This is a genomic window from Shewanella oncorhynchi (assembly GCF_030848765.1).
Classification (GTDB): Bacteria; Pseudomonadota; Gammaproteobacteria; order Enterobacterales; family Shewanellaceae; genus Shewanella; species Shewanella oncorhynchi.
Window position 1 is genome coordinate 1,912,767 of sequence record NZ_CP132914.1, and the last position, 14,895, is coordinate 1,927,661.

9 protein-coding genes are annotated in these 14,895 nt (G+C 46.1%); 7 read left to right on the top strand and 2 right to left on the bottom strand.

Features of this window, described 5'->3' with window-relative positions:
- Window positions 1-44 precede the first annotated feature (44 nt).
- Together RA178_RS08625 and RA178_RS08630 are read left to right on the top strand one after the other, a co-directional pair.
- Window positions 45-1,244 carry an RDD family protein gene (locus tag RA178_RS08625; protein WP_173497361.1) on the top strand — a complete coding sequence of 400 codons (1,200 nt, stop codon included), beginning with the start codon at window positions 45-47 and terminating at the stop codon, window positions 1,242-1,244.
- The gene (locus RA178_RS08630; protein ID WP_105252150.1) at window positions 1,241-2,362 is read left to right on the top strand and encodes a beta-ketoacyl-ACP synthase III; all 1,122 of its coding nucleotides are present in this window, start codon (window positions 1,241-1,243) and stop codon (window positions 2,360-2,362) included. Before RA178_RS08625 ends, RA178_RS08630 begins: the two co-directional genes overlap by 4 nt.
- Window positions 2,363-2,462: 100 nt before the next feature.
- Here the strand turns inward: RA178_RS08630 and RA178_RS08635 are convergent, their stop codons facing one another.
- Together RA178_RS08635 and cysZ are read right to left on the bottom strand one after the other, a co-directional pair.
- On the bottom strand, window positions 2,463-4,904 hold the full coding sequence (locus RA178_RS08635) for a carbohydrate binding family 9 domain-containing protein (RefSeq protein WP_371135003.1): 2,442 nt from the start codon (window positions 4,902-4,904) through the stop codon (window positions 2,463-2,465).
- A 143-nt stretch (window positions 4,905-5,047) separates the two neighbouring features.
- Window positions 5,048-5,827 (bottom strand): sulfate transporter CysZ, encoded by a 780-nt coding sequence (gene cysZ, locus RA178_RS08640; protein WP_131523549.1) that lies wholly within the window; start codon window positions 5,825-5,827, stop codon window positions 5,048-5,050.
- A 197-nt stretch (window positions 5,828-6,024) separates the two neighbouring features.
- Between cysZ and RA178_RS08645 the strand changes: the two genes are divergently transcribed.
- The 5 genes from RA178_RS08645 to RA178_RS08665 all read left to right on the top strand — a co-directional run bounded on the left by RA178_RS08645 (window position 6,025) and on the right by RA178_RS08665 (window position 14,855).
- Window positions 6,025-9,441 carry a chromosome segregation protein SMC gene (locus tag RA178_RS08645; RefSeq protein WP_306685149.1) on the top strand — a complete coding sequence of 1,139 codons (3,417 nt, stop codon included), beginning with the start codon at window positions 6,025-6,027 and terminating at the stop codon, window positions 9,439-9,441.
- 23 nt (window positions 9,442-9,464) lie between these two features.
- The gene (gene zipA / locus RA178_RS08650; protein WP_306685151.1) at window positions 9,465-10,538 is read left to right on the top strand and encodes a cell division protein ZipA; all 1,074 of its coding nucleotides are present in this window, start codon (window positions 9,465-9,467) and stop codon (window positions 10,536-10,538) included.
- 103 nt (window positions 10,539-10,641) lie between these two features.
- A complete protein-coding gene (gene ligA / locus RA178_RS08655; RefSeq protein ID WP_306685152.1) occupies window positions 10,642-12,699 on the top strand; it encodes an NAD-dependent DNA ligase LigA in 2,058 nt (685 codons plus the stop codon).
- A 245-nt stretch (window positions 12,700-12,944) separates the two neighbouring features.
- A complete protein-coding gene (locus tag RA178_RS08660) occupies window positions 12,945-13,430 on the top strand; it encodes a DUF2919 domain-containing protein (protein ID WP_306685153.1) in 486 nt (161 codons plus the stop codon).
- A 222-nt stretch (window positions 13,431-13,652) separates the two neighbouring features.
- A complete protein-coding gene (locus tag RA178_RS08665; protein ID WP_263192250.1) occupies window positions 13,653-14,855 on the top strand; it encodes an HD-GYP domain-containing protein in 1,203 nt (400 codons plus the stop codon).
- Window positions 14,856-14,895 lie beyond the last annotated feature (40 nt).

Genomic DNA, 14,895 nt, shown 5'->3' on the forward strand with positions numbered 1-14,895 from the left:
CAATCGTAAAACTAGCCTATCACTCGTATCGGACAAGCGCAAAGATGAAGCAGCAACAAATGGATCTGGGTAAAGATCCAAAAACGATGGTAACGCCAAAGGCATTTACCATTGCAGCAGCCGTGTTATATACCCCATTGGCGACACCGTTGAAGCGGATGTTAGCCATACTGATTGATGGTTTGCTGATCACTGTGTTAGCTGAACAGATGGATTGGATGTTTGTCTTGCTGGTGGTCAGTATTATCTGGATTGAAAAGCGCAGTCGTAAGTTTGGTCGTTTATTAAAGTGGGGACTTTATGCCCTGATGTTGGTTTTTATGTTGCTGACAACCGCCAATAATCTGTTTGATTTTAATGGAACAGACGTTAAAAGCAGTGAGGGAGTAGAGCAACAATTGGCATTAGGTGAACAAATCATTACGTCACTACCAGCATTGATGTCGTTGAGCCAGTGCAATAATTATGCTTGTGGTAAAACTCAAGTTCAATCCCTACATGAAGCGATAAAAAGCGCTTCAGTATCAAAGGGCATGACAGAAAATGATCAACGTGAAATGGTGCTAGAAACCATAGCCAACAGTAGTTTGCCTGCCGTAGACAGTGAAAAGTTACAGGCGGAGGTGCTTAATGGCAGCCTATGGCCTGTTATTACACTTCCTGTTGAGTTGGCGACAACAGATTCTCCGCCTGAGCCACTTCAGCCTATTCAAGCTATTTCGCCGGATGTACAGCTGCAAAGTGCGGCTGATGCAGTGAATGTGAGCTCTTCGCAATATTCTCGCCTCAGAACCGTTGATGAAGCTACAACCCATAGTGTTGTCGCTTGGGTGAAAGGCTTTCTGAGTGATATGGGGTTGGGTTTTGGTTGGGCAGCGTTTTACTTTACCGTCTTTACTGCACGATTTGATGGTCAAACCTTAGGTAAGAAGATGTTGGGCATTAGGGTGATCCAGCTCGATGGTGCCAACATCAGTTTATGGGCCGCGTTTGGCCGTTATGGTGGCTATGCCGCAGGCTTTACTACTGGCTTACTTGGCTTTATGCAAATATTTTGGGATGCCAATCGGCAGGGGATCCAAGATAAAATATCTTCAACAGTCGTGATAGACTTAGTGCAAATGCATAAAAAGCAACGATTAGAGCAACAAGCGCAGGGGCAAAATGAGTTAGCACCTGTGCTTACGAGTGATGATGCATCCTCTGCTCACCTTACAACCAGTACCCGTTTGGAGCATTTATGAAACAGGTCGTCATTTCGGGGAGTGGCCTATTTACGCCGCCCCACAGTATTTCCAATGAAGCCTTAGTTGAGAGCTTCAATGCTTATGTGGATATTTTTAATCTTGAAAATGCAGGCTTAATTGAGCAAGGCCATGTTGCGGCTTTGTCCTATTCATCGAGCGAGTTTATTGAAAAAGCCTCAGGTATCAAGCACAGATATGTGATGGTGAAAGAGGGCATTCTGGATCCCGAAGTCATGATGCCGCTAATTCCTGAGCGCAGCAGTGACGAATTATCTATGCAGGCTGAGATTGGCCTTGAAGCTGCCTTGATGGCACTAAAGAATGCCAATCTCAAAGCTGAGCAAATTGACTTAGTGATTGTTGCCTGTGCTTATACTCAGCGTGCGTATCCTGCTATGGCGATTGAAATTCAACGTGCACTAGGTACGCGGGGTTATGGTTACGACATGCAGGTAGCGTGTTCATCGGCGACGTTTGCAATTGTCGCCGCGGCTAATGCCATTGCTACGGGTTCTGCCTCAAGAGTGTTAGTGATCAACCCTGAGATTTGCTCGGCACAGGTGAATTATCGCGACCGTGACAGCCATTTTATCTTCGGTGATGTGGCGACGGCTCTGGTACTGGAAGAACAAAGCTTAGCCCAGTCTGACCATGTGTTTAAGATCATCTCAAGCCGCTGTTTTACCGATTACTCGAACAATATTCGCAGTAATTTCGGTTTCTTGAACCGCTGCGATCCGAGTGCGGCCCATCAAGCCGATAAGCTATTCCACCAACAAGGGCGCAAGGTATTTAAAGAGCTGTTGCCGATGATTTATCAACATTTGGATGAACATCTGGCCGAACAAGCGTTAACGCCACAGTCCTTCAAACGTTTGTGGTTGCATCAAGCGAACATCAACATGAATCAGTTCGTGGTGAGAAAGTTGCTTGGGGATGATGTGTCAGCGGAACAAGCGCCCGTGGTACTAGATGAATACGCCAATACGGCTTCCGCGGGTTCTGTTATTGCATTTCACAAGTTTTCCGGTGACTTTAAGACTGGCGATTTAGGTTTATTGAGTTCGTTTGGCGCAGGATATTCTATTGGCAGTGTTATTCTGCAGAAGGTCTAAGATTCTCACCGTCATAATAAAAAGCCCACATCGAGGAAGATGTGGGCTTTTTTATGTCAGTTGTTTGTCTAAGTTGCTTTCTGTTTAAGGCAATGATTGTTTATAGCAGCCATGCGTAACTTAACTTCATAAAGTAGGTTTTCTCGTCCCGTGTCAGGCGGCTTAACTCATCATTAGCCTGCAAACTATCAGAGTATCCGAGGTAGAACACACTCTGCGGATTGAGTTTATAACCGTAGAGGAGCTCATTGCCTAAATGCGCTTCCTCACTCTGCGGCGCTGAATATAAATACTGCGCCACATTGCGATTTATCCGGGTGTAAATGCTAGAAAGGCGAATAAAACTGTGTAGACTGAATTGCCAGTTGAGGCGTACATCGCTCAGATTAGCGGTAAAAAGCGCACCTTGTTCCACATCCATTTGCTGATAAAGATGGGAGATATCGATAGAAAGTCCATTAGCAATTTTCCAATTGATATTCGGGTTCATTTGCGTTTTAGTGCCCAGCCTATCATTGATAAAATCAATTTCATCGCCGTAGTACATTTTAAGCTCCATACTCAGGGGCGATAACGGGGTTACTGCGCCATAAAACCACACTTGGGTTTCATCATATAGTTGACTATTTCCGGCGATAGTGAGTTGTGAAGCATCGCGGCGAGGGCCCACACGTTCACGGGTTTCTACACCAAAGGTGATTTCGCTTTGTAATGCGCCGAGGATTTCTATGTAGGCTTCATACTCTTCTTCAAGTTGTTCGCCTGCTTGGTTATGAGTGATATCCCAATCTCCCGCTAATTCCACCTTGTTAAAGGTGCCCGTAGGATACCAAATCAAACCCGCACCAGCCTCAAAGGTGCGGTAATCGATTTTTTCGACAAAGCCTAAATCGGCACGAAAATCGGGATCAACTGCGTTGTATTCACTGTATGCAAACCAATTTCGCTCTTCGTGCTTAAAGGTTAACTGATATAAATTGCCGCCAAAGCGGCTATCAGATTGGCTACGTAATACTTGTTCGTTGAGTTGGCAGTGACCGAGTTCGCAATCAAGCTGAGATTGGCCACAGGGCAACCCATTACTAGGGTCATTTTCAGTATCAGTACAAAATTGACGATAGACTCCCGTGGGGTATTGAGTATCCGATTGGGCCACTTGTGCAGTGAAACTGTCCTGTGGTGTTGGTTGATATTTCGCATCCACACTAATGACATAGTTGTGGTAATCGGGTTGGCTGTTAATCCCATCGTGTGGGTTATTTACTGTACCATTGTGAGTGTTGTCACTGCTCGTTTTCGCGGTAAGTAATCCACCGATGGAGAAGGTTTTGCTCATGTCGAAACGATAACGTCCCGCAAGGTTCAAACTTTCTTGATCAAGCGAGGCAACCTCTGAGCTTAAATTTCCCGGTACCAAAAACGTGGTTTGGCTATCGTTACTCGCTAGCAGAGCTAAAGTATGATCATCGCTCTTACTTGTCAGTTTGATACCATAGTCTGGTGCAACAATATTGCGGGTGTGCAGCAGATTAACCTGTGTGTCGAAATAGTCTTTATTATCCAAAAAGAACGGCCGTTTCTCATCATAGAACAAGGAGAAAGTGCTGTTCACATCGAGCTGGCCAGCATCGGATTCCACTTGGGAAAAATCGGGATTAATGGTGGCATTGAGTAAGGTGCTGGAATTAATGCCCCAGCGCAAGTCTACACCTGGCTCGAGATTGTTATCAGCTTCCCAGCCATCCGCCTGTTTATGTTCGTTACGGTTGGCGATAAAAGTCGGGGTGATTTGTACATCCTGTCCTTGTTCTGCCCCCGCCAAGCCAGAAGCCACACCTAACTGACAAAGTTGACAACTCGTATTTCGGTCAATCTTATGGGTCGATAGGCGATGTTTTTCATTGCGTGGATAATAACGAATTAACTCAAAGCCCCATTCTTGCAGGCTTTTCTTGTCGTCAAAGTTGAACAGTCTCAGTGGTAACTCTACTTCGACCTGATAGCCATCGGCGGTGATCTTGCCTGCGGATTTCCAAATACCATCCCATGCTTCGCTTTCTTCACCCGTTAATTCGTTTTCAATTGAGTCTAATTGCACGCCAAGGGGATTAATAAAAAATTGGTATGCTAAACGGGCATTATTAAAAGTATCGAGTTTAATTCCGACTAAATCATCACTCCACAGCTTGTCTCTGTCCTTGAGTGTTGCCCGAATGAGTTTGGGATTAATGTCTTTGGCAGTAAATGCCACAAAAAGACTGGTTTTAGTCGCATAGACTCGCGCCTCGGTTTTCACTAATGCGGCAATGTTTTCCCCTGGTTGGGTTTCGTAGTTGAGCTCTGTGACTGCGGCTTGTTGCCAAATGGCATCGTCCAACTCACCGTCGATATTGGCAGCACTGTTAAGTGTTGGAATGGCTAACTGAAATTGGCTGGCATAGCCAGCAAGACAAGTTACAGGTAGAAAAGTAAGACTAGATAAGATGATGGCTAAGATTGATTTCAACAAAAAAGACTCAAATAACACATTCGTGGCGCGCATTTTGCCAGAAACGTGAAGTTAACAATAGCAAGTAATTGTTACAAGGTTTGCGTTGATTTTAACGAGGCGAAACATGATGAGATTATTGGGTTTAAAAAAATTGGGGAGCAGTGCTGAGCCATGACTCAGCACTGCTGATGTAATTACTCGGGTGCGATGGCATGGTTGCGATACGCTTCACGATACTTATCGACCCACATGGCCGTTGCGCCACAAATCGCCACTGGCATGACGATAAAGTTGACTATGGGGATCATCGAAAATAGCGTCACAGTGGCGCCAAAGCTAAAACTGGTGCCACGGGTTTGATTCAAGGCAAAGCGCATATCTTTAAAACTGACCTTGTGGTTATCGAAGGGATAATCGCAGTACTGAATCGCCATCATCCAAGCGCTGAACAGAAACCATAAAATCGGCGCCAGCGTCTGGCCTACCATAGGCACTAAAAACAATAACAAAAATACCAGTGCGCGGGGCAGATAGTATTTGAGTTTGATCCACTCACGCCCAAGGATACGCGGTAAGTCTTTGATTAAATCAATACCAGAACCGGTATTCAGCTGCTTACCAGTTAACAACTGCTCGACTTTTTCAGCCAACAGACCATTAAAGGGGGCGGCGAGCCAGTTCATGACGGAGCTAAATACAAAAGCAAGCATCACCAGCATAGTGGTGACGGCGAGGGGCCAAAGCAAAAAGTTTAACCAGCTTAAGTATTCAGGGAGCTGGGCATTCATCCAAGTGAATAGCGTATCTAACTGGCCTATGGCTACATAAATGACGCCAGCAAACAGCAGTAGGTTAATCATTAACGGAATAAATACGAAAGTGCGCAGGCCTTTACGTGTGATTAAACCAAAGCCATCGAGAAAATAATTAACGCCACTTTTGGCTGGGAAGGGCAAGGTTTTTTTCTGTGTCATATCGTTTTTCCAAAAAGTTAAGCGACAGCTATATGCGATTGTGATCAACTCATGGACAGATGACAAGCTAAAAGCCGCATGAATTCAATAAAAAGCGTTACAAAATGCTGCCTGCTTTGTTAAAGTTGCCAGCAGAATGCATTTGCACCGCTTGGCTCATTTTCGGGCCAGACTTCAGAGACGCGCTAACTGGCACCATGAGATTAAAACAGATAAAACTTGCCGGCTTTAAGTCGTTTGTCGATCCCACGAAAATTCCTTTTTTACAGGCATTAACCGCCATTATTGGCCCAAATGGCTGCGGTAAATCGAACGTGATCGATGCCGTGCGTTGGGTGCTCGGTGAAAGCTCGGCGAAGCACCTACGCGGTGATTCTATGGCAGATGTGATATTTAACGGTTCAAGCGCGCGAAAACCTGTGTCTGTAGCGGGTGTTGAACTTATTTTTGAAAACAAAGAGGGTCGCCTCGCTGGTCAGTATGCCAGTTATGAAGAAATCGCCGTTAAGCGTCAGGTGAGCCGCGACGGTGAGTCTTGGTATTTTCTCAATGGTCAAAAGTGTCGTCGTAAAGACATTACCGACTTGTTTATGGGCACAGGTCTTGGCCCGCGCAGTTATGCCATTATCGAGCAAGGCACTATTTCCCGCCTGATTGAATCTAAACCCCAAGACTTGCGCACCTTTATTGAGGAAGCCGCTGGGATTTCCCGCTATAAAGAGCGTCGGCGCGAAACTGAAAACCGTATTCGCCATACCCGCGAAAACCTCGAGCGTTTGGGCGATATTCGCAGTGAACTCGGTAAGCAGTTAGATAAACTCGCGCAGCAGGCTAAAGCCGCTAAACAATATCGTGAGCTTAAACAGGCCGAGCGTAAGACCCATGCTGAACTCCTTGTGATGCGCTATCAAGAGTTGCAAGCTCAGATGGCGAGCCTATCTGAGCAGATAAGTGCTATTGAAGTGCAGCAAGCGGCGGCGCAGTCACTCGCGCAAACCGATGAATTACAAACCACTGAACTGCAAGTACAACTCGCGCAACTGGCGGAGCAAGAGCAGCGAGCGGTTGAAGCCTATTATCTGACTGGTACTGAAATCGCTAAGTTAGAGCAACAGCTACAGAATCAAAAGCAGCGCGACGCCCAGCTCGAAACCCAGTTGGCGCAAGTCAAAGAGCAGATCCAACAAAACACCGATAAGCTTAACGGCTATAAAGCGAGTCTTAGCGCGTTAGAGCTTGAGCTTGCCAAACTTGGGCCACAGCATGATGAGCAACAAGAGATCATGGATGAGCTGCAATCCCAATGGGAAATGAGCATTGAACGCAGTCAGCTGCAGGCCGAAGTGGCGCGCCAACAGGCAGCGGATGTTTCTCAGCATAAGTTACAGCTTGAACTGCGTCGCAGCCAGTTAGCGCATCAGCAGCAATTACTGCAACACAAACAGCAGCAAAGTCGTGAGCAGCAGGCGCAACTTTCGGCGTTAATGGACGGTGATCTCGCATCGAGTATTACACCATTGCAGCAAGATATTGATTCTTTGGATGATGCGCTCACACTGCAAAATGAAATTAATCATCAGCAAGAACAAAGTGTAAGTGCAAGTACGCAAGCCTTAGATGAAGCCCGCCATAGCGCTGAGCAAATTCAGCAGCAATTAACCGCGACTAAAGCGCGCCATGAGCTGGTTGAACAGTGGTTGACTAAGCAAGAACAGCAGAGTGATAAACCGCAGTTATGGCAGAGTTTAACCGTTGAAAATGGTTGGGAAACTGCGGCCGAACTCGCCCTAAATGGCTTGTTGACCTTGCCCGTTGGCGTCACTGAAACTGAAATGGGGTTTCAAGCGTTAGCGTCACAATCAAGCCAAAGTGAATTTTTACAGGCTAAGGTGAATCTCGCCCCTTGGTTAGCGGGGCTTAAGTGGGCAAAGGATATCCATGCAGCGAAAGAACTGCTGCCACAGCTAACATCCGATCAACGGATTGTCACTGCCGACGGTTATCTACTGGGACAAGGTTTTTTAATCACGAAAACAGAGGGCGCCCAGTCACTGGTGCAACTCAGTAAAGAGCAAGCTCAGTTAGCGCAAAATATCCTCGATTTGCAACAATCCCTGCAGATTCGGCAAGACAAGATGACAGATCTTGCGGCTATTTTGCAGCAACAAAGACTGCAACTGACCGATGGCGCGCAAAAATTACATCAATTGCAGTTAGACAAAGCGACTAAGTCGATGCAGCTTAGTGGTTTAATCGAGCAAGTGAAGGCGCGCGTCGAACAGCAAAGTAAACTCGACGCGGCTTTAAGTACGAGTTTGATTGATATTGAACGCTTAAGCGAGCAATGCGAATTATTAGCAGAACAAGAAATGGAGCTCGATGAGACGCTGCAGGCTAGTGAAGATATTCAGCGGCAACTCATCCAAGACACACAGGCCGATACTGTGCGCCATCAAGCATTAAAAGGGCGTATTACTGAGGTTGAACGTCAATTATCAGCCACTGCGACGGGTTTGCAAGCCGTGACTATGCGCATGGCCGTGAGCACGGAGCAAATTGAATTACAGCAAGTGCGTGTCAATGAACTCATCCACTCCCGCGAGTCTGTGTTAACAGAACTTGCCAAAGTTGCCCAATTGAGTGGGGTGCAAAATAGTGTGCAGCTGACTGAGCAGTTAACGCAGTTACTAAAGCAACAACATGAGCAACAACAGGGCTTAAAAGAGGTTCGTCAGCAGCAAAGTGTGCTCACAGACACATTAAACCGTATAGGAATAAAGCAAAAACAAGAGCTTGGTAAGCTTGAGGACTTGACTCAAAGCCTGAGCACGTTAAAGTTACGTCGTGAAGGAATAAAAGGCCAAGCGAATAGTCAGCTGGAAGCCTTACGGGAACAGCAAATCATTCTGTCTGAAATCCTTGGAAACTTGCCCGCAGAGGGGATGCCAGACAAGTGGCAGAGTGATTTAGATCAAATACGGCAGAAAATTGTTCGTTTAGGTGCCATTAACCTTGCGGCGATCGAAGAATTTGAACAGCAAAGTGAGCGAAAATCTTATCTTGATCATCAAGATGACGATTTAAATAAAGGGCTTGCAACCTTAGAGGAAGCGATCCGTAAAATAGATAAGGAAACCCGAAGCCGCTTTAAGACGACATTTGACTCAGTCAACGAAGATCTCGGACGCTTATTTCCGAAAGTGTTTGGTGGCGGCCGAGCTTATTTAGCGTTAACTGACGACGATTTGTTAGAAACGGGCGTGACTATCATGGCCCAACCACCGGGGAAGAAGAACAGCACAATCCATCTTCTTTCGGGTGGTGAAAAAGCATTAACCGCTTTATCATTGGTATTCGCCATTTTTAGGCTGAATCCTGCTCCCTTCTGTATGTTAGATGAAGTGGATGCGCCATTAGACGATGCCAACGTAGAACGCTTCTGTCGATTGCTAAAAGAAATGTCACAGAGCGTACAGTTTATTTATATCAGCCATAACAAAATAACCATGGAAATGGCGGATCAACTTATTGGCGTGACTATGCACGAGCCCGGTGTGTCTCGTATAGTTGCGGTAGACATAGAGCAAGCGGTGGCGATGGCTGACGCTGGATAACTAGAAGAAAGACAGGGTAACCAATGGAAGATTTGCAACTAGTATTGTTCGTTTTAGGCGCCATAGCCATAGTTGCTGTGCTGGTGCATGGATTTTGGTCTATCAGAAGACAACAGCCTAAATCATTGAAAGATAGCCCAATGAGTAACTTTTATAAGAAACAGGCTGAGAAAGGTGAGCCGAGTCCGAAGCGGATCGATTCAGAAGGGTTTGATGCCGATGGTATTGGCGCCGTACGCGTGCGCAAAGCCGGTGAACTTGCACCTAACAACGAAACTCCTGCGGCCAATCCTTATTTGAAGCAGGAAGTAAAGCTAGAACCTAAGCCTGAATTTAAACCACAAGAGTTTAAATCAACAGAATTTAAACCAGAGTTGAAAGTTGGCCCTAAACACGAGCCAGTGACAGCTCAGCCTGATTTTAGCTTGCAGCCACCCGTGGCAAAAGAGCAACACCGTGGCCCGAAAGTCTCGCGTCAAGAGCCCGTCTTGAACACTCAAGCGAGCACGCAAACTCCGCCAATGGGTCAATCCCATGCGGCTATCGTAGCGCAAAAAGCGGCTGAGCAGGAATATGCGTTACGTAGTGCAGCTCCGCAGCAAACGGCCTTGTTTGACGAAAATGAATATAAAGAAGATAGCTATCAAGAAGAGGTTGTCGAACAAGCCGCTGAAGATGAGTTAGGTGAACCACGCGACGTACTGGTATTACACGTGGTCGCTAAAGAGGGGCTCCAGCTTAACGGCGCCGAATTGTTACCTTGTTTCTTAACTTTGAATTTTAAATATGGCGATATGAATATTTTCCATCGCCATGTGGATAATGCTGGCAATGGTAAAGTATTGTTCTCGATAGCGAATATGCTAAAGCCTGGCGTGTTTGATCCTGATAATATGGAGCAGTTCAGTACCCAAGGCGTGGTGTTTTTCATGACTTTGCCTTGTTACGGTGACGCCCTAATGAACTTTTCGATTATGCTTAATTCGGCGCGTCAACTTGCGGATGATATCGATGCGGTCGTGCTTGACGGACAACGCCAACCTTGGGGTGAGTTCACTAAGCAAGATTATTTACACCGCATTCGCGCTAATGCTTAAGCCGACACCGCAACTTGGCGGTTAATAGATTGATGAGGCCGCTATTGCGGCCTCATTTTTTGTGATCTACTTTTTGTGATCTAAAGAATTCTGGATAAAGAATATGCAAGACATTCAAATCGATACACTTCTGTCTAAAGACGTCACCCCAGAAAATGCATCGCAGGTGATGCAGGCGCTCAGCCAATCGCTGAACGAGCACAACATTCGTTACTATGTGGACGATGCTCCGAGCATTACCGATTCTGAGTACGACAGGTTGATGCAGCGTTTACTCAAGTTAGAAGCCTTGTATCCCCATTTGATTGTCGCTGATTCACCGACTCAAAGGGTGGGCGGATTAGCGCTCGCCAAATTTGATCAAATCACGCACCTTAAGCCTATGTTGAGTTTAGATAACGCCTTCGATGAGGCGGATTTCAGTGCTTTCCATAAGCGTGTCACCGATAAAGTGGGTGAGGTGAGCTTTTGTTGTGAGCCTAAACTCGATGGCCTTGCCGTGAGTATCTTGTATCGCCATGGTGTGCTCGAGCGTGCGGCGACGCGCGGCGATGGTTCAGTGGGTGAAGACATCACTGAAAATGTTAAAACCATTAAATCGATCCCGCTTAAATTACGTGGTCATGATTTTCCCGAGCTCGTTGAAGTGCGCGGCGAGGCTTTTATGCCAAAAGCCGCTTTTGAAGCTTTGAATGACAGGGCGCGCGCCAAAGATGAAAAACTCTTCGTGAATCCGCGTAACGCAGCAGCCGGTAGCTTGCGACAACTTGACAGTAAAATTACTGCTGCCCGTTCATTGGCTTTTTATGCCTATGCGCTCGGTGTGGTGGAGCCGGATTCCCATCCGTTAGCTAAAACCCATTTCGAGCAGTTACAGCAGCTTAAATCGTGGGGTTTACCCGTAAGTAGCGAAATTAAAGTCTGCGCTGAACTAAGCCAAGTCTATGACTACTACAAAGATATTCTCAGCCGTCGCGGTGATTTAGCCTTTGAAATCGATGGCGTAGTGATGAAAGTTAACGACATTGCCCAGCAGCAACGTTTAGGTTTTGTGGCTAAATCTCCCCGCTGGGCGATTGCCTATAAATTCCCCGCACAGGAAGAAATGACCCAACTTGAAGGCGTTGATTTTCAAGTGGGCCGCACAGGTGCTGTCACGCCAGTAGCACGCTTAAAGCCAGTGTTTGTTGGCGGCGTCACTGTATCAAATGCGACGCTGCACAATGCCGATGAAATTGCCCGCTTAGGCATTAAAGTCGGTGACACTGTGATCATCCGCCGCGCTGGCGATGTGATCCCACAAATTGTTGCCATAGTGCCCGAAAGACGCCCTGAAACGGCGACAGACATTGTATTTCCGCATAATTGCCCTGTGTGTGGCAGTTTAGTCGAGCGCCTAGAAGGTGAGGCTGTGGCTCGCTGTAGCGGTGGTTTATTCTGCGAAGCGCAGCGTAAAGAAGCGATTAAGCATTTTGCATCCCGCAAGGCTTTAGATATCGATGGTATGGGCGACAAAGTCGTTGAGCAATTGATTGATAAAGAGTTAGTTCAAAGTCCTGCGGATCTGTTTAATCTCACCGCTTCCATGATGACTATGCTTGACCGCATGGGGATGAAGTCGGCAACCAATTTAGCTGCCGCGATTGAAGCAGCCAAAACCACCACTCTCGCGCGTTTCTTATATGGCTTAGGTATTCGCGAAGTGGGCGAGGCGACGGCAGCAAACCTGGCGGCGCACTTTGCCAGTCTAGATGCGCTGCGGGAGGCAACTGTGGAGCAGTTAACTGAAGTAGAAGATGTTGGTGCTGTCGTTGCCCAGCATGTGGCCCATTTTTTTGCCCAGCCCCATAACCTTGAAGTTATTGATGCTTTAGTTGCTGCTGGTGTTCATTGGCCCGCCATTCAAGCACCTAGTGCAGATGCTCAGCCGCTTAAAGGCCAAACTTGGGTATTGACTGGCACCTTAAATCAGCTCAATCGCAATGATGCTAAAGCTCAGTTGCAGGCGCTGGGGGCGAAAGTGGCAGGCAGTGTCTCCAAAAATACCGATTGTTTAGTGGCAGGTGAGGCGGCAGGTTCAAAACTGGCTAAAGCGCAGGAGCTTGGTGTTAAAGTGATGGATGAAGACGAGTTGTTAGCCCTTCTCGCGGCCAACGCTTGATTGGCGTCAGTTGAGAGAGCGTTGGCTTGATGTTGATTCAATGTTGGCTGTAGCGACTGCAGCCTTGTATCGAGGGGGGAATACCGTCGAATAGCCGATATTAAATAGCGTCTGGCCCAAGGCGCTATTTTTTGTCTGAAAATAATCAAGGTGCGGAAAGATTATCTGCTTTGGCTATTGAATTAACCGCGATTGGCACCATCTCCTTGATATGCTGTTTTAGATTTTGCTGATTGGAAACCTATTTGAATTTTAGTCACATCACTTGGCTCGATGATAAAGGCCACATTAAACCGCCCATCTTTTTATATGCGCTTTTGGCTTATCTCGCGCGTGGTTGGTGTATTTTTATCGCCTCGCTGACTCAGATGGGTGATCGTTCTGAGTTAGTGCGGATTTTTTACCCTGAAAAGTCAGATTTTTTGCTAGCACTCGGGGCGGGACTTGGCGCGGTTTTGATTTATCTTGTGGTGATAGCTGAACGTCGACGTTCGCCCCAATGGTTAAGACCGATTTTTGTGCATTTAAAATGGGGGTTGTGGTTGCTGTTGATTATTGATGGCATTTTGTTGGGTCAGCGATTGATCCATGGCCAATTTCTGTTTCATTGGAGTCTTGCTTTAGATGCTTTAATGTTGTTTTGGTCGAGTATTTATCTTATTAAATCGAAGCGACTCAGTTATTACCTCCGTGATTGGCCAAAAGAAGAAGCTAAAGAACTTCAGCCTTAGTTTTTATCGTATTGTTATATAATAACTTTATTTAGATCTGAGCGGTGGGGCACATGACGATGTGTTCTATCCCTCAGTTTGATAAGGATTTTTACCTTATTTCTCCATTGAATGCTTTGAATCATCTATAGTTATATGTACTTAGCTTAAATGTGCCCTGTTGGATACGCAGATGAGGCCATCTGTTTATATCCACATTACATTTGAAAGGAGTCATATTGCGTGGCAAAAGTACCTCAAAAAAAGTTGTTACTGTCAGAAATTCAACTTGGCATGAGAGTCAAGTTGCCTTTGTCATGGACGAACCACCCTTTTTTATTTAACCGTGTTGATATTAGCAGTGCCGCTCAAATCGAAATGATCCGTGGCTTAGGCGTTCCCTATGTTTTTTTGTTATCTGAATTGAATGCCGAACTGGATATTGTTGAAGAAGATGACATCGAAGATGAGATAGCAGTTGAACCCGAGCGTGATCTTAAGGCCGATACCCGTAAGGCGATGCGTTTGAGTCAGAAACGTTTTTTAATGAATGTGAATAACTGCCGTAGTGTGTTTGGTAAAATAGTCAGCGATCCTGAAGGCGCCTATCGTTTATCGGCGGCACTGGTTGAAGACTTACTCAGCCATCTACAGGAAGTTGAAACACCGTTCCTTACCTTAGTTGGAATGGATGATAATGATGTCAGTGTGACCCAGCACGGGGTCTCTGTGGCTGTGCTGGCAATGATGATAGGTCATGCGCTGGATTTAACTCCAAGAGAACTGCGTGATATTGCTCTTGGTAGTTTGTTACATGACATTGGTAAACTTAAGGTACCTGATGTTATTCGCCGAAAGCGAGGCTCTTTGACTACACACGAAGCAAGCTATTTGCAAATGCACCCTAATTTTGGCTTTGACATGCTGAATCGGTCGGGATTATTCCCTAAAGAAGTGCTGAATGTCATTTTACACCACCATGAGTTTGTTGATGGTTCAGGATTTCCTGACGGATTGACGGGTCATAAAATTCCTATCATTACGCAGATCGTGAGTTTGGCAAATGACTACGATCAACAGCTCAGTGGCCAGCAAGTGACATCTCCTCAAGTAGCATTAGGTTATTTGTTTAAAAACCGTGCGAGTAAACATTCAGAATCACTGATTTCTGTGTTGGTTAAAATTCTTGGCATCTACCCACCAGGAACTATAGTAAAGCTCTCCGATGACAGTATTGCGAAAGTGATCATGACCACCAAAGAAGTGAGTCAGCCCCAAGTGTGGGCCTGCAAAGTGGACGGGAGTGAAGCATCGCTGCGTTTTTTAAGTAATGAAGGCGTGACAGTACAAAAAGCCATCAAGGCGGAAGAGTTGTCCGAGGGTGCTATTCGTACCTTACAAGTCGATAAAGGGATTAGTTTTTATTTTAGTTCGCTACAAACTTGAATCTTATGCGCTAAGTTCCGTATTCTATCTGCTGATGTGA